The sequence below is a fragment of the Acidovorax delafieldii 2AN genome, from assembly GCF_000175235.1.
Taxonomy (GTDB): domain Bacteria; phylum Pseudomonadota; class Gammaproteobacteria; order Burkholderiales; family Burkholderiaceae_C; genus Acidovorax; species Acidovorax delafieldii_B.
Genome location: NZ_ACQT01000032.1, coordinates 1 through 26,990 on the forward strand (window position 1 = coordinate 1; position 26,990 = coordinate 26,990).

The following is a 26,990-nucleotide window of genomic DNA, read 5'->3' on the forward strand; positions in this document are numbered from 1 at the left end:
GGCCGATGCCATGGGCACCAGCGCCAGAAAATCGTCCAGGCGTGCCACGCGCATGGGCGGCAGCGTGAACGGCTGCAGGTTGCGCGCGACGGCCTGCACGGCCTGGTGCAGCGCGATCCAGTCCACGCCCGGCGCCAATGAGAAAGGTGCCTTGAGCGTGGCGTGCCAGCCGTAGCGTCGGGGCGCGGCCGTCAGGCGGTGCAGATCTTCCTTTGGCACCCCCGCGATGTCCAGCTGGGGCAGCGGTTCCAGCTGCGCGGCGCAGCGGCCCAGCCAGTGGCTGCCGGCGAGCCAGCCCAGGGTGCCGGGGGCGGGGGCGAAATACACCGCGTAGCGGTGCGCGGAGGTGGGTTCAGTGCTCATCGTGTGCAATGGTCAGTTTGACGCGGTCACCCGCGAACCAGGCGCGGGCCCATTCGATGGGAGCGCCGGCGGTGTCCACGTTCAGGCTTTCCACCAGCAGTACGGGGCGGCTGGCGGGCTGGCGCAGTTCGGCGGCCACCTGAGTGTCCGGCAGTTCGGCGGTGATGCGGCTTTCGCGGCGGGTGTAGTCGGCCACGCCGTGGGCGGCGAAGCCCGCCGTGATGGAGCCGGTTTCCCGCACCACGGCGGCCAGCCTCTCGAAACGGGGCAGGGGGAAATAGCGTTCGCTCACATGCAGGGGCTGGCCTTCGGCGTTGCCTACCACGCGCAACGCCAGCACCTTGCTGCGCGCGGGCACCTGCAAGGCCTTGGCCAGCGCCGCCGTGGCAGGCAGCACCTGTTCGTGCACCACCACCAGGCTGCCCCGCAGGCCGGCCTGTGCCAGGCCCTGCTGGTGGCGCGTGCGTTTGCCCAGCACCAGGTCCACCGCAAAGTCTTCCACGTAAGTGCCACTGCCTTGCGTGATGCGCACCAGCCCCTGGTTGCACAGGGCGGCCAGCGAACGGCGGATGGTGTGGCGGTTCACGCCGAACTGCTCGGCCAGCGCGTGCTCGGACGGCAGCCGCTGGCCGGGTGGGTAGATGCCGCTGCCGATGGCCTCGGCCAGCTCGGCGGCGATGCGGGTCCAGAAGCTGTCCCGCGCGGGGCGCGGCGGCGCGGCGGACGAAAGAAGGGTCGATGGGCTGGCTGTCATGAAACCTACATGAGCGCTCTTTAAGCTGGCGCGAGTTGTTCAATTTGTCTATACAACTTTCAGGGTATCACTTTCATGTTTCAAGCCTTTGACAACGCTGGCGCCGGCAGGCCACCCGAGCGGGCGCAATGGATGGCGCTGCTGGCCCGTGCGCCGCTCGACCTGCTGGAGCCGGCGCTGCACGAACACCTGGGTCGGCCCGCGCGTTGGCTGCGTGCTCCCGAAACGGGTCTGATGATGGTGCAGGGCCGCGCGGGTGGCACGGGCGAGCGTTTCAACCTGGGTGAAATCACGGTCACCCGCTGCGCGTTGCGCGTCGAGGCTGGCGCCGATGAAGCCGCCGTGGGTGTGGGCTATGTGCTGGGGCGTTCGCAGCGCCACGTGCATCTGGCTGCGTTGGCCGACGCCTTGCTGCAAGACCCTGCGCAGCACGCGGCACTCGATGCGACCCTGCTTGAACCGGTGCGCAGGCACCTCGCGGATGTCCAGATGCGCCGCAGCGTACGCGCCGCCAGCACCAAGGTGGATTTCTTCACGGTGGCCCGCGAAAGCGCAGGTACTGACGAGGAGGACTCGGAATGACCGCCAGTGCTTTGTCCGCACTGGGTGCGGGATTCTCCAGCGAAGCGCTGGGCAGCCAGACGGTGTTCCGTGCTGTCTTGCAGGCGCTGTCGCAGCCCGGCCAGCCGGTGCATCTGGCCCATGATGCCGAGGTGCCTGCCGCAGGCCACGGCGCTTCGGCTGCTGCCTTGCTGGCCCTGCTCGACAGCGATTGCGCGCTGTGGCTTTCGCCACGCCTGGCGGCCAGCGATGCCGGTCTGTGGCTGCGCTTTCACACGGGCTGCCAACTGGTGCACAGCCCGGGCTTGGCCCGCTTTGCCTGGGTGGCACAAGGTGACGCCGTTCCGCCCCTGGCCACATTTGCGCAGGGCAGTGACGCCTATCCTGACCAGTCGGCCACCTGCGTCATGGATGTGGACCGGCTGACCGTGGGGGAAGAGGTCAATGGAGCCTGGCGCCTGAGTGGCCCCGGCATCCAGATTGCACGGCACCTCCGGGTCGACGGCCTGCCTGCCGATTTCGAGCGCCAGTGGGCCGACAACCACGCCGCGTTTCCGCGCGGCGTGGACGTGCTGCTGGCCACGGCGACCCACATTGCGGGGCTGCCGCGCACCACCCGCATCGCATCCGCCATGGAGGCCTGAGCATGTATGTAGCCGTCAAGGGCGGAGAGTCCGCCATTCTCAACAGCTACCGCTTGCTGGCCGAGCAGCGCCGGGGCGACCCTGCACTGCCTGAGCTGTCGGTGGCGCAGATCCGCCAGCAGCTCAAGCTGGCCGTGGACCGCGTGATGACCGAAGGCTCGGTGTACGACCCCGAACTGGCGGCCCTGGCGATCAAGCAGGCGTCGGGTGATCTGGTCGAGGCCATCTTCCTGCTGCGGGCCTACCGTGCCACGTTGCCGCGCCTTGGCACCACATGCCCTCTGGACACCGCCGGCATGGTGCTGGACCGTCGCATTTCCGCCACCTTCAAGGATCTGCCCGGCGGGCAGGTGCTGGGCCCCACTTACGACTACACGCAGCGGTTGCTTGACTTCGCGTTGCTGGCCCAGGGTGCAGCGGCCGATGGCCCTGCGCTCACCGCGCCAACGACGGCGCAAGCCGAGCCCAGCCCCCGCGTGGTGGACCTGCTCAACCAGGAGGGCCTGATCGAAACCCGCACGGCACCCCCGGGCGATCCCATGCCCGGAGATCTCACGCGCGAGCCCCTGCGCTTTCCGGCCGACCGCGCCACGCGGCTGCAGAACCTGGCACGTGGTGACGAAGGCTTTCTGCTTGCCATGGCCTATTCCACCCAGCGGGGCTATTCGCACTCCCACCCCTTCGTGGGCGAGGTGCGCCTGGGTACGGTGGCCGTGGAGATCGAGCCCGAAGAGCTGGGCTTTGCGATCTCCATTGGCGACATCGAGCTTACCGAGTGCGAAATGGTGAACCAGTTCGCCGGCAGCAAGTCGAGCCCGCCACAGTTCACGCGCGGCTATGGGCTGGCATTCGGCCACAGCGAACGCAAGGCCATGGCAATGAGCCTGGTGGACCGCGCCCTGCGGGCCGACGAGCTGGGCGAAGCCATCAACTCGCCGGCGCAGATGCAGGAGTTCGTGCTTTCGCACAGCGACAGCCTCGAAGCCTCGGGCTTCGTGCAGCACCTGAAGCTGCCGCACTACGTGGATTTTCAGGCAGAGCTGGAGCTGGTGCGCAAGATGCGCGCCGCGTCGCTCGCGGCCACTTCCGACCCTGTGCAAGGAGACGACGCATGAATGCACCCCATGAGCCCACCGTGATGGGGCTTCCCGCCGAGGCAGCCCCTGCGGACGACCACTTCAACTTCGCCTACCTGGATGAACGCACCAAGCGCATGATTCGCCGCGCCATCCTGAAGGCGGTTGCTGTTCCCGGCTACCAGGTGCCCTTCGGCTCGCGCGAGATGCCGCTGCCTTACGGCTGGGGCACTGGCGGCATCCAGGTGACGGCGTCGATCATCGGGCCGCAGGACTGCCTCAAGGTCATCGACCAGGGATCGGACGACACGGTCAATGCCGTCAATATCCGTCGCTTCTTTGAGCGCACCACGGGCGTGGCCACCACTACGCGCACAGTCGATGCCACGCTGATCCAGACGCGCCACCGCATTCCGGAAACCCCGCTGACCGAAGGCCAGGTTCTCGTGTACCAGGTGCCGGTGCCCGAGCCCATGCAGCGGCTGGAACCCCGCGAAACCGAAACCCGCACCCTGCACGGCCTGGCCGAATACGGGCTGATGCACGTGAAGCTTTACGAAGACATCGCGCGTTATGGCCACATCGCCACCACCTACGACTACCCGGTGCTGGTGAACGGCCGCTATGTCATGTCGCCATCGCCGATTCCGAAGTTCGACAACCCCAAGCTGCACATGAACCCGGCGCTGCAGTTGTTCGGGGCCGGTCGCGAAAAGCGCATCTACGCCGTGCCGCCCTACACGCCCGTGGAAAGCCTGGGCTTTGAAGACCATCCGTTCGAAGTGCAGCGCTGGGATGCGGCCTGTGCGCTGTGCTGGGCGACCGACAGCTTCCTCGATGAGGTGATCACCGACGACCAGGGCACCCGCATGCATGTGTGCTCGGATTCCGACTACTGCCAAGAGCGCCAGGCCGCGCAGCAGGACGGGTCCCTGGCAGGCATGGGTGTGGCGGAGGCGCCATGAGCATCACCATCCGCGAAGCCACTGCGGCCGATCTGGAGGATGTGCTGGCACTGTACGAAGGCATCGAAGACAGTCCGCAGCAAGTGCTCTCGCTGGACGAGGCCCGCGCCATGCTGGCCGAGTTTGCGCGCTACCCCAGCTACCGCCTGTGGGTGGCGTGCGATGCGGATCAGGGGGATGCCGTGGTCGGCAGTTATGCCCTGCTGGTCATGCACAACCTGGCGCACCGTGGCGCCCCATCGGCCATTGCCGAAGATGTGGTGGTGGCACCGGGCCGCCAAGGGCAGGGCATTGGCCGCCACATGATGGCCCACGCCGTCCAGCAAGCGCGCGCGGCCGGCTGCTACAAGCTCGCCCTCTCGTCGAACGCCAAGCGCACGGCGGCACACGCCTTTTATGAATCCCTGGGCTTTGCGCAGCACGGCCTCAGCTTTGTGATCGAGACCTGAGACATGGACACCCCTGATTCAACCTCCCCCTTGCTGAGCGTGCGCGGCATCTGCAAGCGCTATGGCGACCGTGTGGCGCTGCAAGACGCGTCATTTGACCTGTGGCCCGGCGAAGTGCTGGCCGTGGTCGGCGAATCCGGTTCGGGCAAGTCCACCCTGCTCAACGCTGTGGCGGCGCGCAGCGCCCCCGACGCGGGCAGCGTGCAGTTTCGCGGCCGCGACGGTGCCTTGCAGGATGTCTTTGCCATGACCGAAGCCCAGCAGCGCCTGCTGGCGCGCACCGATTGGGGTTTCGTGCACCAGAACGCGGCGGACGGCCTGCGCATGGACGTGTCGGCCGGCGCCAACGTGGGCGAGCGTCTGATGGGCCTGGGTGAGCGCCACTACGGCCGCCTGCGCAGCACCGCTGCCGATTGGCTGCAGCGCGTGGAGATTGACCCCGCGCGCATTGACGATGCGCCCCGCACTTTCTCGGGCGGCATGCGCCAGCGGCTGCAGATTGCCCGCAACCTCGTCACGCAGCCACGCCTGGTGTTCATGGACGAGCCCACCTCGGGCCTGGATGTTTCGGTGCAGGCGCGCCTCCTGGACATGCTGCGCCAGCTCACGCGGCAGATGCAACTGGCCGCCATCATCGTCACGCACGACCTCGCGGTGGCGCGCCTGCTGGCGCACCGGATGGTGGTGATGCAGCGCGGCCGTGTGGTCGAGTCCGGGCTCACCGACCAGGTGCTGGACGACCCCCAGCATCCCTACACCCAGCTTCTCGTTTCTTCGGTACTGCAGCCATGACCCATCCCATCCTTCAGATGAAAGGGGTGGCCAAGCGCTTCACCCTGCACCACCAGAACGGCATCGAGCTTCCCGTTTTGGGCCACGTAGACCTTGCCGTGAGCTCCGGTGAATGCGTGGTACTCGACGGACCTTCGGGCATGGGCAAGAGCACGCTGCTCAAGATGATCTACGCGAACTACCGCGCCAACGCGGGCAGCATCACGGTGCAGCCTCCCGGTGGCGCGGCGGTGGATGTCACGCAGGCAACGCCCCGCACGCTGGTGCAGTTGCGCCGCGACACCATTGGCTATGTCAGCCAGTTCCTGCGCGTGATTCCCCGTGTGTCGGCGCTGGATGTGGTGGCCGAGCCGCTGGCCGAAGACGCTCGGGACGACGCTTGTGCGCTGGAGGCGGCACGCGAGCAGGCGCGCCAGTGGCTGGTGCGCCTGCGCATTCCGGAACGCCTGTGGCACCTGCCGCCGGCCACGTTCTCGGGGGGAGAGCAGCAGCGCATCAATATTGCGCGCAACATGATCAAGCCCAAGCCGCTGTTGCTGCTGGATGAGCCCACGGCATCGCTGGATGCCGCCAACACCGAGACCGTGATTGCACTCATCCACGAAGCCGTGCAACGCGGAGCTGCCCTGGTGGGGATTTTTCACGACGCCAATGTGGGCGCCGCCGTGGCCACGCGCCGCGTGAACGTGGGTGAGTTCCGGGAGGTGGCACCATGACCGCTACCGTGTTCAAGAATGCCCGCATGGTGCTGCCGGGCGAGGTGGTGCGGGGCTCATTGCGCGCAGAGGGGGGGCGCATTGCCTCGGTGGACACGGGCGCCACCATGGCCCCGGAGGGCATCGACCTGGGCGGCGACTACCTGCTGCCAGGCCTGGTGGAAGTGCACACCGACAATTTCGAGCGCCACCTCATGCCGCGTCCCAAGGTGCAGTGGGCCGAAATGCCCGCGCTGCTGGCGCACGATGCCGAGATCGCCGCCGCCGGCATCACCACGGTGCTGGACGCACTCGGGGTGGGCGAGGCCGATGCCGAGAGCCTGCGCGGCAGCGCGTGGAACCGGGTGCTCGACACCATCGACACCTGCACCGAGCGCAACCTGCTTCGGGCCGACCACCATCTGCATGTGCGTTGCGAACTGCCTGCGCCCAACACCATCGACCTGTTCGAGCCCTTCCATGCGCACCCCCGCCTGTCGCTGATTTCGCTGATGGACCACACTCCCGGCCAGCGCCAATGGGAAGACATCGAACAGGCGCGTACCTACTACACCGGCAAGAAGGGCTGGAGCACCGAGAAGTTCGAGCGCCAGGTGGCGCACGCGGCCACACTACAGGCGCAGTACGCCCAGCCCCACCGGGCTTACTTTGTTGACTACTGCCGCACGCATGGCATCTCGCTGGCCAGCCATGACGACACCACCGTGGCGCACGTGGAGCAGGCCCATGCCGAGGGCGCAGCGATGTCGGAATTTCCGACCACGCTGGCTGCTGCGCGTGCCGCGCATGAGCGCGGCCTGCTCACCGTCATGGGCGGCCCCAACGTCGTGCGCGGAGGCTCGCACTCGGGGAATGTGGCAGCGGCTGATCTGGCGCGCCAAGGCCTGCTCGACATCCTGTCGTCCGATTACGTGCCGGGCAGCCTGCTGAGTGCCGTGATGCGTCTGGTGCACGACGGCATCCTGACCCTTCCACAGGCGGTGGCCACGGTGACACGCAACCCCGCTCGCTCGGCCGGAATGGCCGACCGGGGGGAACTGGCGCACGGGCTGCGGGCCGACCTGATCCAGGTGCACATGGCCGAGCTGTCGGACGGCACGCAACAGGCGGTGGTGCGGGGCGTGTGGCGCGAGGGCGCCCGGGTGCTCTGACACCGGGTGACACCCAAACTTCTTGCAACTGTCAAACCCATGTCACGTACCGCCCGCACACTGGGTTGTCTAGACGACTTGAGGAATCCGTGATGTCTCCAGCGCTTCGCATCCAGCAACTGAACAAGCATTTTGCAAACGGCAAGCATGCGTTGCGCGACATCAACCTGACCGTACAGCGCGGCGAGATGGTGGCGTTGATCGGCGCCTCCGGATCGGGCAAATCGACCCTGTTGCGCCACGTGGCGGGGCTGGTGGTGGCGGACAGCGCGAGCGAATCTCTGATCGAGGTGGATGGCCGTTGCGTTCAGCAGGGCGGGCGCATCCACCGCGATATCCGCCAGGTACGTTCGCAGGTGGGTTTCGTGTTCCAGCAGTTCAACCTGGTGGATCGCCTGCCGGTGCTCATGAATGTGCTGGTGGGCCTGCTGCACCGCACGCCGCGCTGGCGCGGCTGGTTGCGGCTGTTCAGGCCTCAGGAGCGTGCACTCGCGCTCGAGGCGCTGGCCCGCGTCGGCATCGCCGACTGCCACGCCCAGCGCGCATCCACCCTGTCGGGTGGGCAGCAGCAGCGCGCAGCCATTGCCCGCACGCTGGTGCAGGGCGCCAAGGTGGTGCTGGCTGACGAGCCCATTGCCTCGCTGGACCCCGAGTCGTCGCGCAAGGTCATGGACATTCTGGCGCGCATCAACCGCGAAGACGGCAGCACCGTCATCGTGTCATTGCACCAGGTGGATGTGGCCATCAAATACTGCCCCCGCGTGGTGGCGCTGCACCAGGGGCGCGTGGTGTACGACGGCACCTCTGCTGCGCTGACGCCGGAGTTGCTGCGTGAGCTCTATGGCGTCCAGGCCGAGGAGATCCTGACCGGCGCCCACCCTTTGCCGGCGGCTGCCACGCCTGCCGCCGCACCGACTGCAGGCTGGATGCCGCCGCTGGCCCAGGCCACCTGATGTTTTCCTTTTGCTCTTTCCATTCACGGGAGTTTTCATGATCAAGAAACTGTGCGCAGCCATGGCCCTGGGCCTCGGCATGACGGGGGCCTTTGCCCAGGACATCAACTTCGGCATCATCTCCACCGAAGCCACGCAGAACCTCAAGGCCGACTGGCAGCCCCTGCTGGACGACATGGCCAAGCAGACCGGCCTCAAGATCAAGGCGTTCTTCGCGCCCGACTATGCCGGCATCATCGAAGGCATGCGCTTCAACAAGGTGCAGGTGGCCTGGCTGGGCAACAAGTCGGCCATGGAAGCGGTGGACCGCGCCAACGGCGAAGTCTTCGCGCAGATGGTCAACGCCGACGGAACGCAGGGCTATTACTCTCACCTCATCGTGCACAAGGACAGCCCGCTGGCCACGCTGGACGACGTGCTCAAGAACGGCAAGTCGCTGAGCTTCGGCAATGGTGATCCCAACTCCACCTCGGGCTTTCTGGTGCCGGGCTATTACGCCTTCGCGCAGAACAAGGTGGACGTGAAGACGCATTTCAAGATCGTGCGCAGCGCCAACCATGAGACCAATGCCCTGGCTGTGGCCAACAAGCAGGTCGATGTGGCCACCAACAACAGCGAAAACCTCGACAAGATCAAGGAACGCCAGCCCGAGAAGTTCAAGGACATCAAGATCGTCTGGACCTCGCCCCTCATCGCGCTCGACCCCCTGGTGATGCACAAGGAGCTGCCCGAGGCCACCAAGACGAAAATCAAGAATTTTTTCTACAACTACGCCAAGACCGATGCGCGCGAGAAGGAGGTCGTGATGAAGATCTCCAAGCTGTCGGGATTCAAGCCGTCGAGCAATGCGCAGCTCATTCCGATCCGCCAGCTCGACCTGTTCGGCAAGCGCAACAAGATCGAGGCCGACAGCACGTTGGCGGAGGCCGACAAGAAGACGCGCCTGGCCGAGATCGACCAACAACTGGCTTCGCTGAAGTAAGCACGTCACTTCTTTGCCAGCGGTGGGCGGCTGATCCCGGCCTTTCCCACCGCCCTGGTGACCGCAGGTATATCCCATGTCTTCTGCTCTGACCCCTTCGCTCACAACACTGGCCCATGCCGCCGCGCCCAAGCGCAGCCTGGGCTGGTACCTGTCCTGGGGCATTCTGCTGGTGCTGCTGGCCGCCTCGTGGAAAGGCGCGGACATGCGTCCGCTCGACCTGCTGCAGGATTCTGGCAACATGGCGCGGTATGCGGCGGAGTTCTTCCCGCCCAACTTTGCGCAGTGGCAGCTCTACGTGCAGGAGATGCTGGTCACCTTGCAGATCGCGCTGTGGGGCACGGCCCTGGCGGTGTTGACCGCCGTGCCACTGGCGTTGCTGGCCTCGTCCAACATCGTTCCGTGGTGGGTGTACCAGCCGGTGCGCCGCGTGCTCGATGCCTTCCGTGCCATCAACGAAATGGTATTTGCCATGCTGTTCGTGGTGGCCGTGGGACTGGGGCCTTTCGCTGGTGTGCTGGCGCTGTGGATCCATACCTCCGGCACGCTGGCCAAGCTGTTTTCCGAGGCGGTCGAAGCCATCGACCCCCAGCCCGTAGAGGGCATTCGGTCGACCGGGGCCAGTGCCTTGCACGAAATCATCTACGGCGTGATCCCACAGGTGATGCCGCTGTGGATTTCCTTCACGCTCTACCGTTTCGAAGCCAACGTGCGTTCCGCATCCGTGGTGGGCATGGTGGGCGCGGGCGGCATTGGCGTGGTGCTGTGGGAAATCATCCGCGGATTCCAATATGCCGAAACCTGCGCAGTGATGCTCATCATCGTGGTCACGGTAAGTGCCATTGACGTGGTGTCGGCGCGCATCCGCAAGGCGCTGGTCTGAAGCCGGCAGCGGAGGAAAACATGGCATTGAGTCTTGTCGATATATCGCATGTGCTGGCCACCCGCGGCCGGGAGCAGTATGGCGGCGAAGCCGTCAGCCAGCTCGAGCATGCATTGCAATGCGCCCACCTGGCCGAGCTGGCGGGCGAGACGCCCGAGACAGTGGCCGCGGCCCTGCTGCACGATATCGGGCATCTGCTGATGCCCTCGGGCGAGACGGACGCCGGCGGGCGCGACGGCCTGCACCAGTACGTGGCGCTGCCCTTTTTGCGTGCCCTGCTGCCACCGGCGGTGCTGGAGCCCGTTCGCATGCATGTCGACGCCAAACGTTACCTGTGCACCATGGAGCCCGGGTACTGGCAGGGCTTGTCTCCAGCGTCCCGGCAAAGCCTGGCGTTGCAGGGTGGAGCCTACGCGGTGGAAGATGCTGCGCAGTTTGCTGCCCAGCCGTTTGCCATGGAAGCCATCCGGCTGCGCCGCTTTGACGATGCCGCCAAGGTGCCCGGCCGGGCGACGCCGCCGTTCGAACATTTCATGGCCACGCTGGCCTCGGTGGCTGCGCGGCATGCGTTGGCCGCTGCAGGGCAAGGTAAGACTAAGACCGGGGGCTGAGCGCGGCACGCCTTTGGGGACGGCATTCGAAGGCCGGCAGGTCTGAAGCTCTGCCGGTGAGCCTGCACACCACTGTCAGGTGCTTGCCTCGTGCAGCCAGCCCAGGTCCAGCGGCCGGTCTTCAAACTCGGTATTGAGCACCACCGTGCTCGTTGTGCGGGCCACTCCGGCGATCGCCTTGATCTCGTAGATCACATCTTCGAGCGCACGCGCATGCGTGGTGCGTATCTTGGCCAGAAAATCGTACTCGCCCGCCACACTGTGCAATTCTTCCACCTGCGGCATGGCGCGCAGCCGGGGGGCCACGTCACGGCAGTGGATGCCGCCATCGTTGCGGATGGCCACGAACGCCGTGAAGCTCAGTCCCACGCGCTCGGGGTCGACGCTGATGGAAAAGCGCCGGATCACGCCCTTGTCCAGCATCTTCTTCACGCGCTCGTGCACTGCAGCGGTGGAAAGGCCCACCTCTGCTCCAATGTCGGCATAAGAACGTCGGCCATCTGTTCCAAGGGCCGAAATAATTCTTGCATCTATATCATCTGTCTGAATATTTGCTTGCATCGCAGCGCTACTTCGGTATAAATTCCGAAACCGTTGTGGTTTCCATAAATTATTCGGTCAGGTGAAGAATATGCCGGCAAATTTCAATGCGCAAGCCGTGCCTCGCCGTGCGTTGGTCGCGGTGGCCTTGCTTCTGGTGTACATCGTGTGGGGGACGACCTATTTCGCCATCGGCATGGCACTGCAGACGATGCCGCCGCTCTTGATGAATGCCATCCGCTTCATGTGCGCGGGGGGCGTCATGCTCATCGTTGCTTTGTGGCAGGGCCATGCGCTGCCCACGGCCGTGCAGTGGCGCAACTCGGCCCTGGTCGGAGGACTCATGGTTTTTCTGGCCATGAACCTGATCGGCTTTGCGCAAAAGCTGGGCATCGGCTCGGGCTTGATGGCCACCGTGGTGACCACCATGCCGATGTGGCTTGCGCTGTGGTCGCGCTGGGGCGGTGAACGCATTGCCGCCCCCACCTGGATCGGGCTGGTGCTCGGTGTGGCGGGCACCCTGCTTCTGGCGATGGAGGGGGATTTCTCTGCCACGTGGCTGGGCGCTTTGCTGGCCTTCGGCGCGCCCCTGTGCTGGAGCATCGGTTCCTACGCGTCGCGCAGAATCTCGCTACCGGGGCCGGCCATGGCGGCAGCGGCCCAGTGGCTCACTGGCGGCGCCATGGGCTTGGGCGTGGCCTTGTGGACGGAGCCGCTGGGTGCCCTGGCCCTGGTCAGCGCCGCGTCGTGGGCAGCATGGAGCTATTTGCTGGTCTTCGGCACCCTGGTCGCGCTCAACGCCTACCTATGGCTGCTGCAAAACACCACGGCGGCGCTGGCGGGGAGCTATTCATTCGTGAATCCGGCGGTGGCCTTGCTGGTTGGAGTGGCCCTGGGCGGCGAGCGCCTGACGGGCTGGGTGTTTGCTGCGTTGCCGCTGGTGGCAGCAGCGCTGGCCCTCATCCTCTATGGGCCGGCGATGCAGGCCTGGTGGGCGGGCTGGCGCCGGTTGCCTGCGGCCCGGCCTTGGGAGCGGCCCTCGGCTTGAGAGCCGAGCCAGCATGCGCCGGCCCAAGTCCATCAACGTCGGCGTTGGGCGGCCCCAGATGCGACAGCCGTGGTTAATTTGGCTGACTTGTGGGCCGTTCCCTGGCCTGACTACCTTGTCGCCATGAAACCAAAGGTAAGAGCATCCACGGCTCGCTTGCAATTGCGGCGCCGGCCGGCAGCAGTACGCTGATCCTCTGTCGGTGCGCCCCATGCGGCCACGCCGGACGCCGCGTGCCTGCTGGCGCGGGCGATTCGGGCGGGGTGATCCACCTGCCGGGGCGCATTGGCGCTGGCCGAGGTGTTGACGTGGTGGCAAGCTGCTCGAAGAATGCCCTCCATGAAGCACTTGCTGCACATCCTTGAAGGGCGGCTCGAGGCGCTGCCTGTCCGCATGGCGGTTCAACTGCCTGCCGGGCAGCAACTGGGTGCGCGCAATGCGGACGTCACGCTGCGCTTCAGGGACCGCATGGCGCTGGTGGCCCTGGCGACGGGTGAAATCGGCCGCGTCGGGGCTGCCATTGTGGAAGGCAAGGTGGCGCTGGAAGGCAGCATGCGCCAACTGATGGCCGCGGCTGCGGGGCTGCTCACCCACAACCCCGCGCAAGAGCAAGGCAATCCATGGTGGGGCCGCGTACTGGTGCGGGCGCGTTCGATGGCGGCGCACACTCTCCAGCACGACGCGCGCCATGTGCAGTTCCACTATGACCTGTCCGACGCGTTCTACGCACTGTGGCTGGACCCGCGCAGGGTGTATTCATGCGCCTATTTCTCCGACCCGGCCATGACCTTGGCGCAGGCCCAGGAGGCAAAACTCGATCTGATTTGCCGCAAGCTGTGCCTGCAGCCGGGCGACTGCTTCCTGGACATTGGCGCGGGTTGGGGCGGCCTGCTGCTGTGGGCGGCAGAGCATTACGGCGTGGACGCCACCGGCATCACGCTTTCGCGCAACCAGCATGCCCATGTTCAGCGCCTCATCGAGGCGCGGGGCCTTGAGGGGCGGGTGCGCATGCACTTGTGCGACTACCGCCAGTTCCAGGCCGAACGCCCTTTCGACAAAGTGGCCTCGGTGGGCATGTTCGAGCATGTGGGCCGGGCCAACATGCCGTCGTACTTCGCGACGGTGCGGGCCTTGCTGCGCCCGGGGGGCCTGCTGCTCAACCACGGCATCACCGCCGGCGGTGTGGACAACGCCCAGCTGGGCGCAGGCATGGGCGACTTCATCGAGGAATACATCTTCCCAGGCGGAGAGCTGCTGCATGCCAGCGCCGTGCTGCACGACATGGCGCGCGCCGGCCTTGAGATGGTCGACACCGAGAACCTGCGCCCTCACTACGCGCGCACGCTGTGGGCCTGGTCCGATGCGCTCGAAGCGGCGCTGGCACCCGCGCGCGAAGCCTTGATGCAGGCGGGCCCCGAGCGCGCGGACAAGGCCTTGCGTGCCTACCGCCTGTACCTGGCGGGCAGCGCGCTTGGCTTCGAGCGGGGGTGGATGGCGCTGCACCAGATGCTGGCAATCCACCCGGATGGCGCCGTGGGTTCGGGCACACTTGCCGGCGCACAATCGGTCTATCCGTTCACACGCGACTACATGTACTCCAAAGCCTGCGACACATGCTCTACAAATTCAAATCCAGGGCTGCGCCCGACCTGATCATGCTTGAACCCCACGGGCGCCAGATCCTCGAGATCATCGGCAAGACGCCGGGCCCCAGCGGCATCATCACGGCCGCGCAGATTCCTGCTGCAGTGTCCGCACTGGAGGCCGCCGTCTTGGCCGATGAGGCACTGGCCGCCGCCCAGGAAACTGAAGACGATGGCACGGAGCGCGCCGATGCCGTGCACCTTCGCCAGCGCGCGGCACCCTTCCTGGACATGCTGCGCCGCTCGGTGGCCGAAGAGCGCGACGTGGTCTGGGGCGCCTGAGGCGCGCGATACCCTGGCCCGTCAATCCACCTTGGCGCCCGAGGCCTTGACCACTCCCGCCCATTTGCGGTGCTCGTTGTCAATGTGGCGGGCGAACTCGGCGGGCGTGTTGCCGCCGGGAATGGCGCCCTGGGCCAGCAGGCGCTCTTTCATGGCCGGTGAGGCCAGGGCCTTGGCGACTTCCTGCTGAATGCGGTTGACCACATCGGACGGCGTGCCTGCCGGTGCCAGCAGACCGAACCACGAACTGGCCTCATAACCTTTGAGCGCCGGCCCTCCTGCCTGCTCGACCGTGGGAACGTCGGGCAGGGCGCCCGAGCGCTGGCTGCTGGTCACCGCAAGCGCCACCAGCTTGCCGGCCTTGATCTGCGCCATCGATGAGGGCAGGTTGTCGAACATCACGTCCGCGTTGCCAGCCACCATGTCCATGAGGGCGGGGCCCGAGCCTCGGTAAGGCAGGTGCAGCATGTAGGTTCCGGTCATGCTCTTGAAAAGCTCTCCGGCCAGATGGATCGACGTGCCGTTGCCGCTTGAAGCCATGTTCAGCTTGCCCGGATTGGCCTTGGCCACGCGGATGAAGTCCTGCACGTTGGCGATGCCCTGGGCCTTGGCCTTGTCGGCGTTCATCACCATCACGTTGGGCACCGCAGCCACGAGCGTGATGGGCACGAAATCCTTGATGGGGTCGTAGGGCAGCTTGGCGTACAGCGCGCGGTTGATGCCATGCGTGCCCACGGTGCCCATGAGCAGGGTGTAGCCGTCGCCCGGCGACTTGGCCACGATCTCGGCGCCCACATTGCCACCCGCGCCGGCGCGGTTGTCCACGATGAACTGCTGGCCGAACGCGCGGCTGAGGTCGGGCACCAGCGCGCGTGCCAGGATATCGGTGGTGCCGCCCGGCGCAAAGGGCACCACGATGCGCACCGGCTTGGTCGGCCACGCACCCTGGGCGTGGGCCGTTGGCAGCGCGACGGTGCAGCACAGCGCCATGGCGGCCAGTGCGCCAAGACTGTGCCTGCGGTGCAGGGATGTGAACGGGGCCATGGGCGTCCTTTTCGGGGTGGTGTCTATGGCCCGGTTCTACGCCCACCGCGCCTTGCGGTGCAGGTGGATAACCCCAACCACGTAGCGGGCGAGCGGAACAAAAGGCGGTGGGAAATTTGCTGGCCGCCCCGTGTTCCAGCGCATGTGCCAAAGAACGCTTGCGCCACGGTGGCAGGGGCATGGGCCCATGGCCATGGGCGCTGTCGCGTGTGCCGCCCACCGCTTCGCCCACAAAAAAGCCACCTGGCCCGGGGCGAGGTGGCTTGTGGCGCCGCAGGCGGCCCGAGGTCAGTCGGCGTAAGTGCCGGCGGCCTTGATGATGGCCCCCCACTTGTCAATTTCGGCCTGCACGAACTTCTTGTGCTCGGCAGGCTCCACGCGCTTGTCGGTCACCACCACGGCGCCCAGGCCTTCCTGCTTCTTGATGAAGTCGGGGTCCTTGAGGGCTACTTTCAGGGCGTCATTGATCTTCGTGACAACGGCGGCAGGCGTGCCCTTGGGCGCATACAGGCCGTGCCAGATTGTCACTTCGAAATTCTTGAGGCCCGACTCCGCCAGCGTGGGCAGGTCTTTCAGCGCCGGCGTCGTGAGGCGCTTGGAGGTCGTCACGGCAAAGGCCTTGACCTTCTTCGCTTCGATCTGTGACGTGGTGTTGGTGGTCTGGTCGCACAAAAGGTCGATCTGGCCGCCGATCAGGTCGGTGATGGCCGGCGCCGTGCCCTTGTAGGGCACCGTGGTCATCTCGACCTTGACGGCGTTCTGGAACAGCAGGCCGCACAGGTGCGACGCAGCGCCCAGGCCGGCGTTGCCCAGGTTGATCTTGCCCTTGTTCTGCGCGATCCAGGCCATGAGTTCCTTCATGTTGTTCGCCGGGATGTTGGGCCGCGCGATCAGGGTCATGGGCACGTCGTTCACCAGCCCCAGGTACTCGAAATCGTTCGGCACGCTGAAGGGCAGCTTGCGGTACAGCGCGGGCATGGTGGACATGCCGATGTGGTTGAGCAGCAGTGTGTAGCCGTCGGGCGTGGCGCGGGCCACGCGGGCGGCGCCGATCGTGCTGCCGGCCCCTGCCGTGTTGTCCACCACCACGTTGGCACCCAGCGGCTTGCGCAGGGCTTCGGCCAGGTCACGCGCCACGCGGTCGGTGGGGCCGCCCGCAGTGAAGGGCACCACCAGGGTCACCACCTTGTCCTTGGCCGGATAGTCCTGGGCGTGTGCACCCAGTGCGGCGGCGGCTGCAGCGGCAACCAGTGCGAGTTTCAGCATTTTTTTCACGGAAGGCTCCTTGATTTTTGACGCGCCATGATAGCCAGGGCCTTCGCGGTTTCACTGCGGAAAACACGTAGCGCGCAGGGACGATGCCTTGGAGCCTGCAGCGCCGCTAGCGCTTATGGGCCGGGTATGTTGTGCTATCAATAGTGGAGCTTGAATCAGGGTAAACACCGTGGCTCTCGTGCCCAGTGGCCGGGCAGTTTTTTTGCCCGGCGTTTGCGCTGGCGCAACCCGCGCCGGGTGCGCGGCCTCAGCGGTAGCTGCGCGCGTCCTCGATGACGCGGCCGTCATTGGGCAGGGTGCCCGGGGCCACCATCTGCACCTCGCTGCGCAGCTTGGTCACTTCACGCACGGCTTCCGCGAGCTGGTGGGCCAGGCCTTCGGCTGTTTCGTGGGTCTCGACCTGCAACACCATCTGGTCGTTGGCCATCTCGCCGCTCACCACGAGCCGTGCCCGCAGCACTTGCGGGAACCGGCGCGCAATGGTGGCGACCTGACCGGGGTGCACGAACATGCCGCGCACCTTGGTGGTCTGGTCAGCGCGGCCCATCCAGCCCTTGATGCGGGTGTTGGTGCGCCCCGTGGGACAGGTGCCGGGCAGCACAGCCGAGAGGTCGCCCGTGCCGAAGCGCACGAGCGGATAGTCGGGGTTGAGCGTGGTGACCACCAGCTCGCCCACCTCGCCTTCGGGCACGGGGTCACCGGTGCCGGGGCGCACGATCTCGACGATCACGCCTTCGTCCAGCACCAGGCCTTCGCGCGCACTGGTTTCGTAGGCAATGAGGCCCAGGTCGGCCGTGGCATAGCACTGGTAGCCTGCGATGCCGCGTTCGGCAAACCAGTCGCGCAGCGAGGGTGGGAACGCCTCGCCAGACACCAGTGCCTTGGTCACCGAGGGCAACGGCACCGCCAGCTCGGCGGCCTTCTCCACAATGATCTTGAGGAAGCTGGGCGTGCCGATATAGCCCGCGGGCCGCAGCTCAGCCATGGCCTGCACCTGTTGCTCGGTCTGGCCCGTGCCGCCGGCGAATACCGTGCACCCGAGTGCGTGCGCGCCGGTCTCCATCATCGAGCCCGCCGGCACGAAGTGGTAGCTGAAGCTGTTGTGGATCAGCTCCCCCGGCCGGAAGCCCGCCGCGTGGATCGCACGGGCCATGCGCCAGTAATCGCGCCGCGTACCCTCGGGCTCGTAGATGGTGCCGGGGCTGGCGAACACGCGCGGCATGCCTGCCCCAAAGCCCAATGTACTGAAGCCGCCGAAGACATTGCTGGTGCGCTGCGCCTGCTGCCGCTCCAGCAACTCGTATTTGCGCGTGACGGGCAACTGCGCCAGCGCCGCGCGGTTGGTGATGGCGGCGGCATCCACGCCGGCGAGGATGCTGGCAAACGCGGGCGACGCCTTCTGGGCATGGGCGATCTGCTGCGGCAGCGCGGCCATCAGGGCCGCTTCGCGCTCTGCAGGGCTGCGGGTTTCCAGGGCGTCATAGAACGTGCTCATGCCTGGGGTTCCTTGTGAGGTGGTTTAAGTGAAATTTGCCTCTAGCGCTTATCCATCAAGCGCAAGCAGCTATGAAATTAAGAGTGCTTGAGGTCGTGGTTGAAAAATGCACGGCCGCTGAAAACGGGCGCTGCCGAGGCCCAGTGCCACCGCGCAAGGGCCGCCCCGCCGCGCTGGTGGCGTCCCACCCTCGGGGGGAAGGCGCCGAAGGCGACACAGGGGGCTACGCCAACCAGCGCTTGCGCCGCTTGTAGCTCTTGACGTCCTTGAAACTCTTGCGTTCGCCGCCGCCCACGCCGAGGTAGAACTCTTTCACGTCCTCGTTGTTGGCCAGGTCGGTGGCTGCGCCGTCCATCACCACGCGGCCGCTTTCCATGATGTAGCCGTAGTCGGCGTATTTGAGTGCCATGTTGGTGTTCTGCTCGGCCAGCAGGAAAGTGACTTTCTCCTTGGCGTTCAGGTCCTTGACGATGTTGAACACCTCTTCCACGATCTGCGGGGCCAGGCCCATCGAGGGCTCGTCGAGCAGCACCACGCTGGGGTTGGCCATGAGGGCGCGGCCGATGGCGCACATCTGCTGCTCGCCGCCCGATGTGTAGGCCGCCTGCGAGGTGCGGCGGGTCTTGAGGCGCGGAAAGTAGTTGTAGACCTTCTCCAGGTTGGCCGCCACTTCGGCCTTGCTGGCGCGGGTGTACGAGCCCGTCATCAGGTTCTCCTCGATGGTCAGGTGGGCGAAGCAGTGGCGTCCTTCCATGACCTGCACCACGCCGCGCCGCACCAGGTCGGCGGGCGAAAGGTTCTCGATGCGCTCGCCGCGCAGCTCGATCGAGCCCTTGGTGACCTCGCCGCGTTCGCCCTTGAGCAGGTTGGAGATGGCACGCAGCGTGGTGGTCTTGCCCGCACCGTTGCCGCCCAGAATGGCCACGATGCTGCCCTCGGGCACCTGCAGCGAGACGCCCTTGAGCACCAGGATCACGTGGTTGTAGATGACTTCGATGCCGTTGACGTTGAGAACGATGTTGCTGTTGGAGTCCATGGTGTTGCCTTCGCTATGCCAATCCAAAAAGCTGCCTACGCAACCCTTTGGATTGGCGGCTGCCCCACGGGACAACCGCTTGTTCACTGGCCCAAAAAACTGTCGCTGCTCAGGCCAGGGCCGCCGTGCAAGGGCCGCCCCGCAGCGCTGGCGTTGTCCCCCTTCCCGCAGCGCGAAGCGCTCGGAGAGAAGGGGGAAGGCGCGCAGCGCCTCAGGGGGATGCCCTCAAGACTGGCAGTCCGCCGCATCGCGGCGCGTCATCTTCTTGTCGGCCAGGTACTTGTCAGCGCCTGCCTTCACCATGGGCTTGAGGATCTGCTCGTCGGCCTGGTACCAGTCGGACGAGAAGTTGAACTTCTTGCCATCCCAGGTGTGCACGCGCGCCCAGGTGGAACCCATGTGGTCGGCGCAGCTGGTGGACAGGGGGCGCATCAGGTCCTTGAAGCCCAGGGCGTCCAGCTTCTTCTGGTCGAGGGCCAGGTTTTCCATGCCCCAGCGCACCTGCTCGCCGGTCATGACCTTGCCCTTGCCGAAGCGCTCTTGCGCGCGGCGCACGGCCTCGACGGCCAGCATCTGGATGATCACGCCGCGCGTGTACAGCACCGAGCCCACTTCCTCCTTGGGACCCGTGCCCTGGCCCTTGTCGTGCACGTTCTTGAGGATGTCCTGGATGACCTTGGATTGCGTGCCGTAGCCGTTGAGCGCCAGTGCGTGGTAGCCCTTGGCCCCGTCGCCCACGTCGCGGACATCGGGCTCGGCGCCGGCCCACCACACGCCGTACATCTTGTCGCGTGGGTAGCCCGTGGCCTGCGCCTCCTTGAGGGCGGTGGAGTTCATCACGCCCCAGCCCCACAGCAGCACGTAGTCGGGGCGGCTCTGGCGCACCTGCAGCCAGGTGGCCTTCTGTTCGACGCCAGGCGCCGTGACGGGCAGCATCTGTAGTTCGAAGCCATGCATCTTGGCGCGCTCTTGCAGCAGCGGGATCGGCTCTTTGCCGAACGGGCTGTCGTGGTACACCAGCGCGATCTTCTTGCCCTTGAGCTTGTCCATGCCGCCGGCGGTCTTGCCGATGTGCTGGATCAGGATGTCCGCGCCGGTCCAGTAGCTGCCCATGTAGGGGAAGTTCCACTTGAAGGCCTGGCCGTCCTGAGCGACCGACAGGCCATAGCCCAGCGTCATCAGCGGGATCTTGTCCACGGGGGCCTTCTCGGTCAGCGCGAAGGTGATGCCGGTGGCCTGGGGATCGAACAGCGAGACGCCGGGCTTGCTCTTGAGGCGCTCGTAGCACTCCACGCCGCGGTCGGTGGCATAGCCGGTTTCGCACTCTTCAAAGGTCAGCTTGACACCGTTGATGCCGCCGTCGCGGGCATTGATCATCTTGATGTAGTCCTGCTTGCCGTTGGCCCATGGCACGCCGTTGGGCGCGTAGGGGCCGGTGCGGTAGGACAGCAGCGGGAAGAACTGTTCCTTGGCCTGCGCGAAGGCGCTGGTAGCGACGGACGACGCGCCAGCGGCGACGACCGCTGCGGCGATCATGAGTTTCGAAAGCTTCATGGATGTCTCCTTTGGATGAATGTGTTGAAGCACGGAAAAAGGACCAGATGTGCAGTGGACGCGGCAACGTGGCGGGTGGCTATCGGGAATTGCGAGTAAGTGCTTTCCTGAGCGCGTGCCTGGGATGCTCAGTGCGGGAAAGGCCACAGCCGCAGCTTCTGCTTGGCAGTCGACCACAGCTTGGCCAGCCCGTGGGGCTCGACGATCAGGAACCAGACGATGAGGGCGCCAAAGATCATCAGTTCGGCGTGCGACACGCCGGCCGTCGAGATCTCGATGCCGACCATGCCCATGAGGGCGGGCAGGAACTGGTTGAGCACGATGGGCAGCACCACGATGAAGGCGGCGCCGAAGAAGCCGCCCATGATCGAGCCCAGCCCTCCGATGATCACCATGAACAGCAACCGGAAGGACACCTCCACCGAGAACGCGGCGGGCTCCCAGGCACCCAGGTGCACGAAGGCCCACAGGGCACCGGCCATGCCGATGATGAAGGAGCTCACGGCGAACGCGCTGAGCTTGGCGTACATGGGGCGGATGCCGATCACCGCGGCCGCCACGTCCATGTCGCGGATGGCCATCCATTCACGGCCAATCGCGCCGCGCACCAGGTTCTTGGCGAGCAGGGCCACCACGACCAGGACGGCGAGGCAGAAGATGTATTTGCTGGTGGCGCTTTCGATGGGCATGCCGAAAACCTGCAGCCCATTCACCGACACCGAGCCCGAGTCGGAATTGTTGGTGAACCACTTGATGCGCAGGAACATCCAGTCGCTGAAGAACTGCGCGGCCAGCGTGGCAACGGCCAGGTACAGGCCCTTCACCCGCAGGCTGGGCAGTCCGAACAGAATGCCGAAGAAGGTGGCGCACAGGCCGCCCAGGATGAGCGCCGGAATGAGGGGCAGCCCCGGAATGCGCACGAAGAAGTTGTAGGCGCCATAGGCCCCCACGGCCATGAAGGCGCCCGAGCCCAGCGAGATCTGGCCGCAGTACCCCACCAGGATGTTCACGCCCAGGGCCGCCAGCGCCATGATCACAAAGGGGATCAGGATGGCGCGGAAGATGTAGTCGCTGGCCAGCATGGGCACCACCAGGAACGCCACGGCCAGCATCAGCGCGATGGCGATGCGGTCCTGTGCGATGGGGAAGATGGCCTGGTCGGCGCGGTAGTTGGTCTTGAACTGGCCGTTTTCGCGGTAGAGCATGGTCTGTCTCCTGTGTTCTTGTTATGGGTTACACGCGATCGATGATTTTTTCCCCGAAGAGTCCTTGGGGGCGGAACAGCAGGAACACCAGCGCCAGCACATACGCAAACCAGATCTCGATGCCACCGCCCACATAGGGGCCCAGGTACACCTCGGAGAGCTTCTCGCCCACGCCGATGATCAGGCCGCCGATGATGGCGCCGGGCACCGATGTCAGGCCGCCCAGGATCACCACGGGCAGTGCGCGCAGCGCCACGGTGGTGAGCGAGAACTGCACGCCCAGCTTGGAGCCCCAGATCATCCCGGCCACCAGGGCGACGACGCCCGCCACGCACCACACGATCACCCAGATGCGGTTGAGCGGGATGCCGATGGATTGCGCGGCCTGGTGGTCATCGGCCACGGCGCGCAGCGCGCGGCCCGTGGAGGTTTTCTGGAAGAAGACGCTCAGCAGCGCCACCAGCGCGGCGGCAATGGCGGCGGCGATGATGTCTTCCTTGTTCACCAGAATGCCGCCTTCGAACACCGATTCGAGCGCAAAGATGGGTTCCTTGGGCATGCCGATGTCGATCTTGTAGATGTCGCTGCCAAACAGGGTCTGGCCCAGGCCTTCAAGGAAGTAGGTGATGCCCAGCGTGGCCATCAGCAGCGTGGCGCCTTCCTGGTTCACCAGGTGGCGCAGCACCAGTTTCTCGATCAGCCACGCCACCACGAACATGGCTACGCCTGCGATCACGAAAGCGATCAGGGTGGTGACGATGGCGTTGTCGATGCCGGTCCAGGCAGGGAGCCATTCGGCAAAGCGGGCCATGGCCAGCGCCGCGAACAGCACCATCGCGCCCTGCGCGAAATTGAACACGCCCGAAGCCTTGTAGATCAGCACGAAGCCCAGTGCCACCAGCGAATACAGCATGCCGGCCATCAGGCCGCCAATGAGGGTTTCCAGAAAGAATGCCATGTGTTTCTCCGCGCTTAGTGGCTCGTGCCCAGGTAGGCACTGATCACGTCTTCATTGCTGCGCACTTCGTCCGGTGTGCCATCGCCGATCTTCTTGCCATAGTCGAGCACCACCACCCGGTCCGAAATGTCCATCACCACGCCCATGTCGTGCTCGATCAGAACGATGGTGGTGCCGAACTCGGCGCTCACGTCCAGGATGAAGCGGCACATGTCCTGCTTTTCCTCGACGTTCATGCCCGCCATGGGCTCGTCGAGCAGCAGCACCTGCGGCTCCATGGCCAGGGCCCGGCCCAGGTCCACGCGCTTTTGCAGGCCGTAGGGCAACTGGCCCACGGGGGTCTTGCGGAAGGCCTGGATTTCGAGGAAGTCGATGATGTGCTCGACGAACTCGCGGTGGCGGATTTCCTCGCGCTCGGCCGGTCCGATGCGCAGCGCCTGCAGCAGCAGATTGCTTTTGATCTTGAGGTTGCGGCCGGTCATGATGTTGTCGATCACGCTCATGCCCTTGAACAGCGCCAGGTTCTGAAACGTCCGGGCCACGCCCATCTCGGCCACCTGACGCGAGTTCATGTGGTCGAAGGTCTTGCCGCGAAAGGTGATCGAGCCTTCGGACGGCGAGTAGACGCCGTTGATGCAGTTGAGCATGGAGCTCTTGCCCGCGCCATTGGGGCCGATGATGGCGCGGATCTCATGCTCGCGCACGTTGAACGAGATGTCGGTCAGCGCCTTCACGCCGCCGAAGCGCAGGCTGATGTTCTTGACGTCCAGGATGACGTCGCCAATCTTTTTCTGGGTCATGGGCTGCTTCCGGTGGGTCAGGCGGCGGCCTTGGCGGGCGCGTGGATCTTGGCGTCGAGGATCTTGAGCGTGGCGCTCACGCTGCCCGTGCGGCCATCCTCGAACTTGACCTGGGTTTCGATGAACTGCTCGGAGCGGCCCGAATACAGGGCGTCCACCAGGACGCCGTATTTCTCGGCAATGAAATTGCGGCGCACCTTGCGGGTACGGGTGAGCTCGTCATCGTCCGGGTCCAGCTCCTTGTGCAGCACCAGAAAGCGCGCCACCTGGGTGTCGGCCATGCCGGCTTCGGCGGCCAGGTCGGCGTTGACCTGTGCGATGCAGTCCGCCACCATCTGCAGCACCTGCTGCTTGGAGGCCAGGTCCACGTAGCCGCCGTAGGGCAGGCCCTGGCGCTCGGCCCAGTTGCCCACGGCCTCGTAGTCGATGTTGATGAAGGCGCACACCTGGTCGCGGCTGTGGCCGAAGCACACCACTTCCTTGATCTGCGGGAAGAACTTGAGCTTGTTCTCGATGTAGTTGGGCGCGAACATGGCCCCCGTGTTGAGCTTGCCCACATCCTTGGCCCGGTCGATGATACGCAGGTGCCCGTCTTCGTCGAGCACGCCCGCATCGCCGGTGTGGAAGTAGCCGTTGGCATCGATCACCTCGGCGGTGGCGTCGGGGCGCTTGTAGTACTCCTTGAGCACGGACACACCCTTGACCAGCACCTCGCCGTTGTCGGCGATTTTGAGCTCGATGCCTGGCGCCGCCTGGCCCACGGTGTTGAGCTTGACCTGGCGGTTCTTCTGGATGCACACGTAGGCGCAGGTCTCGGTCTGGCCATAGAGCTGCTTGAGGTTGATGCCGATGGAGCGGAAGAACCGGAACAGGTCGGGGCCAATGGCGGCGCCCGCGGTGTAGGCCACCCGCAGGCGCGATAGGCCGAGCACGTTGCGCAGCGGCCCGTAGATGGCGATGTCGCCCAGGCGGTACAGCATGCGGTCCCACAGGCCCACGGGCTTGCCGTCGAGGATGTCAGCGCCCACGCGGCGGGCCAGATCCATGCACTTGGCATAGAGCCATCGCTTGCTGGGGGCGGCATCTTCCATGCGGATCGAGACCGACGTGAGCATGCTTTCGAACACGCGCGGTGGTGCGAAGTAGTAGGTGGGACCGATCTCGCGCAGGTCGATGGCCACGGTGCTTGCCGACTCGGGGCAGTTGATGGTGAAGCCCGCCACCAGCCATTGCGCCACAGAGAACAGGTGGTCGCCCACCCATGCGGGCGGAAGGTACGAGATGACGTTGTCGTTCGGGTTGAGGCCGTCAACCTCGACCCCGCCCTGCGCCGAGGCGATGAAGCTGGCGTGGGTCTGGCACACCCCCTTTGGCTTGCCAGTGGTGCCCGACGTATAAAGGATGACCGACACGTCGTCAGGCTGGTTCTGCGCCACCATGGCCTCCCAGGCGCCGGGGTGTGCGCGGTCCCATTCGGCGCCCAGCGCGAGCAGCTTTTCGGTGCTGATCAGGCCCGGTTGGTCGTAGTCGCGCAGGCCGCGCGGGTCGTCATAGATGATGTGTGCAATGGCCGGTTGCGTCTCGCGCACTTCCAGCAGCTTGTCGACCTGTTCCTGGTTTTCGGTGAAGACAAAGCGGACCTCGGCGTCTTCCATGACGAAGGCCATCTCCGAGGCCACGGCGTCCTGGTACAGGGGAACGGGAACACCTCCCAGGCTCTGCACGGCAATGAAGCCCATGTAGAGATGGGGGCGGTTGTCGCCCACCAGGGCCAGGTTCTGCCCCCGCTGAAACCCCAGCGCAGCCAGTCCGCAGGCCATGTGGCGCACGGTTTCGGCAGCGTCCTTCCAGCTCCATGTTTGCCAGATGCCATATTCTTTTTCGCGCAGTGCCGGCGCCGTGGGGCGCTCGGCAGCATGCTTGAGCAGCAGTTGCGGGAACGTGGTCTTCATTCCGGTTCCTAGTAAGGGTGAGGTGTCAGTCCGGTGACTGCCAGGGGCGCGGCCTTGTGGCAGTGCATTGGGGTCGATGCTAGGACCGACTTTGACGTTGCGATGTCTTTCGGACGACAATTTACGGGAAAGTCCTCATCGGGTGAAACCCTCGCCAGCCACGGTCAGCGGATGAATCGCCCATCCCGGCCCACCAGTGTCAGTTCGACGAAACGCGAAGCATTGCGTTCGGGCGTCGTGGCGTTGATCTCGAAGCCGCCCAGGTCCCATTTCTTCAGATTCCAGGTGGCGTCAATGAACGAGGCGCGCGTGGGATTGCGCCCGGCACGCTGCAGCGCCTCGGCGAAGACGCGCGCATTGATGTAGCCCTCCAGAGCCAGGTGCGAGGGCTCGGCCGTGGCCCCCGATGCTTTCCAGGCAGCCTGGAAATCGCGCACCACGGGCGTCACTACGTTCGAGGGCAGGGGCACCACCTGGGATATCGCCATGCCGGTCGCATCGGCACCCAGGGCCTTGACGGTGGCCGAAGTGCCCATCACCGACAGCGCATACAGCGCCACGCCGCGCCGCAGGGCGCGAAAGGCTTTCACGAACTCGAGCGTGGGCTTGCCTGCCAGTCCGATGACCACGGCCTCGGGGTTGGCCTGTGCGAGCGCGGTGGCTGCGGCACCGGCATCCGATGCGTTGTTCTCCACCGTGACCGCCGTGGGGGCGGGCAGCTTGAGCCTGTCCATGGATTGCCGGGCCGCATCGAACACTTCCTTGCCGAAAGTGTTGTTCTGGTAGACCACGGCAATGCGCTGGATGCCGATGGTGGAGAGGTGCTGCACCAGTTTCTCGGCTTCGTCGGCGTAGCTGGCGCGGATGTTGAACACATTGCGGGCGGTCGTGCGGCTCAGTTGCGCACCGGTGAACGGCGCAAAGAAGGGCATACCGCTGTCGACCACCTTGGGCAGCATGGCCTCGATCATGGGCGTGCCCATGCAGTTGAACAGTGCAAAGTAGTTGCCGTCGGCGAGAAAGCGGTCGGTGTTGGCCACCGCCTTGGGCACTTCGTAAGCGTCGTCCAGGGTGGTGAGTTCGATGGTGCGGCCGTGCACGCCGCCACGGGCATTGATGAGGGCGAAGGCCGCCTTGGCGCCCTGGTGCATGGCCGAGCCCAGCTCGCCCAGCGGGCCCGTGAGTGCGGTGGACTGCGCAATGCGCACGGGGCCTTCCTGGGCGCGCAGGCCGGCAGACCCCCAGCCAGGGCAGCGCC

Annotated in this window: 28 protein-coding genes; 15 read left to right on the top strand and 13 right to left on the bottom strand. The window is 65.6% G+C overall.

The window, feature by feature from the left end; all coding sequences use genetic code 11:
- Both ACDELDRAFT_RS07175 and phnF read right to left on the bottom strand, forming a co-directional pair.
- Positions 1-363 (bottom strand): DUF1045 domain-containing protein (locus ACDELDRAFT_RS07175; protein WP_005795004.1); only part of this gene is annotated, 363 nt, incomplete at its 3' end.
- On the bottom strand, positions 353-1,117 hold the full coding sequence (gene phnF / locus ACDELDRAFT_RS07180; RefSeq protein WP_005795006.1) for a phosphonate metabolism transcriptional regulator PhnF: 765 nt from the start codon (positions 1,115-1,117) through the stop codon (positions 353-355). The genes ACDELDRAFT_RS07175 and phnF, both read right to left, overlap by 11 nt.
- A 75-nt stretch (positions 1,118-1,192) precedes the next feature.
- On the opposite strand from phnF, the gene phnG reads away from it, so the two are divergent.
- The 12 genes from phnG to ACDELDRAFT_RS07240 all read left to right on the top strand — a co-directional run bounded on the left by phnG (position 1,193) and on the right by ACDELDRAFT_RS07240 (position 10,900).
- The gene (phnG, locus tag ACDELDRAFT_RS07185; protein ID WP_005795008.1) at positions 1,193-1,699 is read left to right on the top strand and encodes a phosphonate C-P lyase system protein PhnG; all 507 of its coding nucleotides are present in this window, start codon (positions 1,193-1,195) and stop codon (positions 1,697-1,699) included.
- Entirely contained in the window at positions 1,696-2,322 is a 627-nt protein-coding gene (gene phnH / locus ACDELDRAFT_RS07190; RefSeq protein WP_005795010.1) for a phosphonate C-P lyase system protein PhnH, read from the top strand. Before phnG ends, phnH begins: the two co-directional genes overlap by 4 nt.
- Positions 2,323-2,324: 2 nt before the next feature.
- The gene (locus ACDELDRAFT_RS07195; protein ID WP_005795012.1) at positions 2,325-3,437 is read left to right on the top strand and encodes a carbon-phosphorus lyase complex subunit PhnI; all 1,113 of its coding nucleotides are present in this window, start codon (positions 2,325-2,327) and stop codon (positions 3,435-3,437) included.
- Positions 3,434-4,363, top strand: a complete 930-nt coding sequence (locus ACDELDRAFT_RS07200) for an alpha-D-ribose 1-methylphosphonate 5-phosphate C-P-lyase PhnJ (protein WP_005795014.1) — start codon at positions 3,434-3,436, stop codon at positions 4,361-4,363. The genes ACDELDRAFT_RS07195 and ACDELDRAFT_RS07200 overlap by 4 nt, the downstream gene beginning before the upstream one ends.
- Positions 4,360-4,812: a GNAT family N-acetyltransferase gene (locus ACDELDRAFT_RS07205; RefSeq protein ID WP_005795016.1), complete on the top strand. Its 453-nt coding sequence runs from the start codon at positions 4,360-4,362 to the stop codon at positions 4,810-4,812. Before ACDELDRAFT_RS07200 ends, ACDELDRAFT_RS07205 begins: the two co-directional genes overlap by 4 nt.
- A gap of 3 nt (positions 4,813-4,815) precedes the next feature.
- On the top strand, positions 4,816-5,604 hold the full coding sequence (gene phnK / locus ACDELDRAFT_RS07210; RefSeq protein ID WP_005795017.1) for a phosphonate C-P lyase system protein PhnK: 789 nt from the start codon (positions 4,816-4,818) through the stop codon (positions 5,602-5,604).
- Positions 5,601-6,320, top strand: a complete 720-nt coding sequence (gene phnL / locus ACDELDRAFT_RS07215) for a phosphonate C-P lyase system protein PhnL (RefSeq protein ID WP_005795019.1) — start codon at positions 5,601-5,603, stop codon at positions 6,318-6,320. The genes phnK and phnL overlap by 4 nt, the downstream gene beginning before the upstream one ends.
- Entirely contained in the window at positions 6,317-7,471 is a 1,155-nt protein-coding gene (locus ACDELDRAFT_RS07220; protein WP_005795021.1) for an alpha-D-ribose 1-methylphosphonate 5-triphosphate diphosphatase, read from the top strand. The genes phnL and ACDELDRAFT_RS07220 overlap by 4 nt, the downstream gene beginning before the upstream one ends.
- A 92-nt stretch (positions 7,472-7,563) precedes the next feature.
- Complete coding sequence (gene phnC / locus ACDELDRAFT_RS07225; protein WP_005795023.1) at positions 7,564-8,424, top strand: phosphonate ABC transporter ATP-binding protein; 861 nt, start codon at positions 7,564-7,566, stop codon at positions 8,422-8,424.
- 37 nt (positions 8,425-8,461) lie between these two features.
- Positions 8,462-9,406, top strand: coding sequence for a phosphonate ABC transporter substrate-binding protein (gene phnD / locus ACDELDRAFT_RS07230; RefSeq protein WP_005795024.1), 945 nt, complete (start codon positions 8,462-8,464; stop codon positions 9,404-9,406).
- 76 nt (positions 9,407-9,482) lie between these two features.
- Complete coding sequence (gene phnE / locus ACDELDRAFT_RS07235) at positions 9,483-10,289, top strand: phosphonate ABC transporter, permease protein PhnE (protein ID WP_005795026.1); 807 nt, start codon at positions 9,483-9,485, stop codon at positions 10,287-10,289.
- Between the two features lie 20 nt (positions 10,290-10,309).
- Positions 10,310-10,900 (top strand): phosphonate degradation HD-domain oxygenase, encoded by a 591-nt coding sequence (locus tag ACDELDRAFT_RS07240; protein ID WP_005795028.1) that lies wholly within the window; start codon positions 10,310-10,312, stop codon positions 10,898-10,900.
- A gap of 75 nt (positions 10,901-10,975) precedes the next feature.
- Here the strand turns inward: ACDELDRAFT_RS07240 and ACDELDRAFT_RS07245 are convergent, their stop codons facing one another.
- Entirely contained in the window at positions 10,976-11,461 is a 486-nt protein-coding gene (locus ACDELDRAFT_RS07245; RefSeq protein WP_232504733.1) for an Lrp/AsnC family transcriptional regulator, read from the bottom strand.
- 70 nt (positions 11,462-11,531) lie between these two features.
- Here ACDELDRAFT_RS07245 and ACDELDRAFT_RS07250 point away from each other — a divergent pair, with 70 nt between their 5' ends.
- The 3 genes from ACDELDRAFT_RS07250 (at position 11,532) to ACDELDRAFT_RS07260 (ending at position 14,413) form a co-directional block, all read left to right on the top strand.
- Entirely contained in the window at positions 11,532-12,488 is a 957-nt protein-coding gene (locus tag ACDELDRAFT_RS07250; RefSeq protein ID WP_005795032.1) for an EamA family transporter, read from the top strand.
- Positions 12,489-12,827: 339 nt separating this feature from the next.
- A complete protein-coding gene (locus ACDELDRAFT_RS07255) occupies positions 12,828-14,141 on the top strand; it encodes a class I SAM-dependent methyltransferase (RefSeq protein ID WP_040328373.1) in 1,314 nt (437 codons plus the stop codon).
- Entirely contained in the window at positions 14,102-14,413 is a 312-nt protein-coding gene (locus ACDELDRAFT_RS07260) for a DUF1840 domain-containing protein (RefSeq protein WP_005795035.1), read from the top strand. Before ACDELDRAFT_RS07255 ends, ACDELDRAFT_RS07260 begins: the two co-directional genes overlap by 40 nt.
- A gap of 21 nt (positions 14,414-14,434) precedes the next feature.
- Here ACDELDRAFT_RS07260 and ACDELDRAFT_RS07265 read toward each other — a convergent pair whose 3' ends face one another.
- The 10 genes from ACDELDRAFT_RS07265 to ACDELDRAFT_RS07310 form a co-directional block, all read right to left on the bottom strand.
- A complete protein-coding gene (locus tag ACDELDRAFT_RS07265) occupies positions 14,435-15,403 on the bottom strand; it encodes a Bug family tripartite tricarboxylate transporter substrate binding protein (protein ID WP_085943598.1) in 969 nt (322 codons plus the stop codon).
- Positions 15,404-15,745: 342 nt separating this feature from the next.
- Complete coding sequence (locus ACDELDRAFT_RS07270) at positions 15,746-16,723, bottom strand: tripartite tricarboxylate transporter substrate-binding protein (protein WP_420042317.1); 978 nt, start codon at positions 16,721-16,723, stop codon at positions 15,746-15,748.
- 256 nt (positions 16,724-16,979) lie between these two features.
- Positions 16,980-18,227 carry a phenylacetate--CoA ligase family protein gene (locus ACDELDRAFT_RS07275; RefSeq protein WP_005795040.1) on the bottom strand — a complete coding sequence of 416 codons (1,248 nt, stop codon included), beginning with the start codon at positions 18,225-18,227 and terminating at the stop codon, positions 16,980-16,982.
- Between the two features lie 223 nt (positions 18,228-18,450).
- On the bottom strand, positions 18,451-19,263 hold the full coding sequence (locus ACDELDRAFT_RS07280; RefSeq protein ID WP_005795041.1) for an ABC transporter ATP-binding protein: 813 nt from the start codon (positions 19,261-19,263) through the stop codon (positions 18,451-18,453).
- Between the two features lie 225 nt (positions 19,264-19,488).
- Positions 19,489-20,817, bottom strand: a complete 1,329-nt coding sequence (locus ACDELDRAFT_RS07285; protein WP_005795043.1) for an ABC transporter substrate-binding protein — start codon at positions 20,815-20,817, stop codon at positions 19,489-19,491.
- A gap of 128 nt (positions 20,818-20,945) precedes the next feature.
- Positions 20,946-22,022 carry a branched-chain amino acid ABC transporter permease gene (locus tag ACDELDRAFT_RS07290; RefSeq protein WP_005795044.1) on the bottom strand — a complete coding sequence of 359 codons (1,077 nt, stop codon included), beginning with the start codon at positions 22,020-22,022 and terminating at the stop codon, positions 20,946-20,948.
- A 28-nt stretch (positions 22,023-22,050) separates the two neighbouring features.
- Positions 22,051-22,980, bottom strand: a complete 930-nt coding sequence (locus ACDELDRAFT_RS07295; protein ID WP_005795046.1) for a branched-chain amino acid ABC transporter permease — start codon at positions 22,978-22,980, stop codon at positions 22,051-22,053.
- 14 nt (positions 22,981-22,994) lie between these two features.
- On the bottom strand, positions 22,995-23,780 hold the full coding sequence (locus tag ACDELDRAFT_RS07300) for an ABC transporter ATP-binding protein (protein WP_005795048.1): 786 nt from the start codon (positions 23,778-23,780) through the stop codon (positions 22,995-22,997).
- Positions 23,781-23,797: 17 nt separating this feature from the next.
- Positions 23,798-25,732, bottom strand: a complete 1,935-nt coding sequence (locus tag ACDELDRAFT_RS07305; protein WP_005795049.1) for an AMP-dependent synthetase/ligase — start codon at positions 25,730-25,732, stop codon at positions 23,798-23,800.
- 164 nt (positions 25,733-25,896) lie between these two features.
- On the bottom strand, positions 25,897-26,990 hold a 1,094-nt coding region (locus tag ACDELDRAFT_RS07310), incomplete at its 5' end, for an ABC transporter substrate-binding protein (RefSeq protein WP_040328376.1).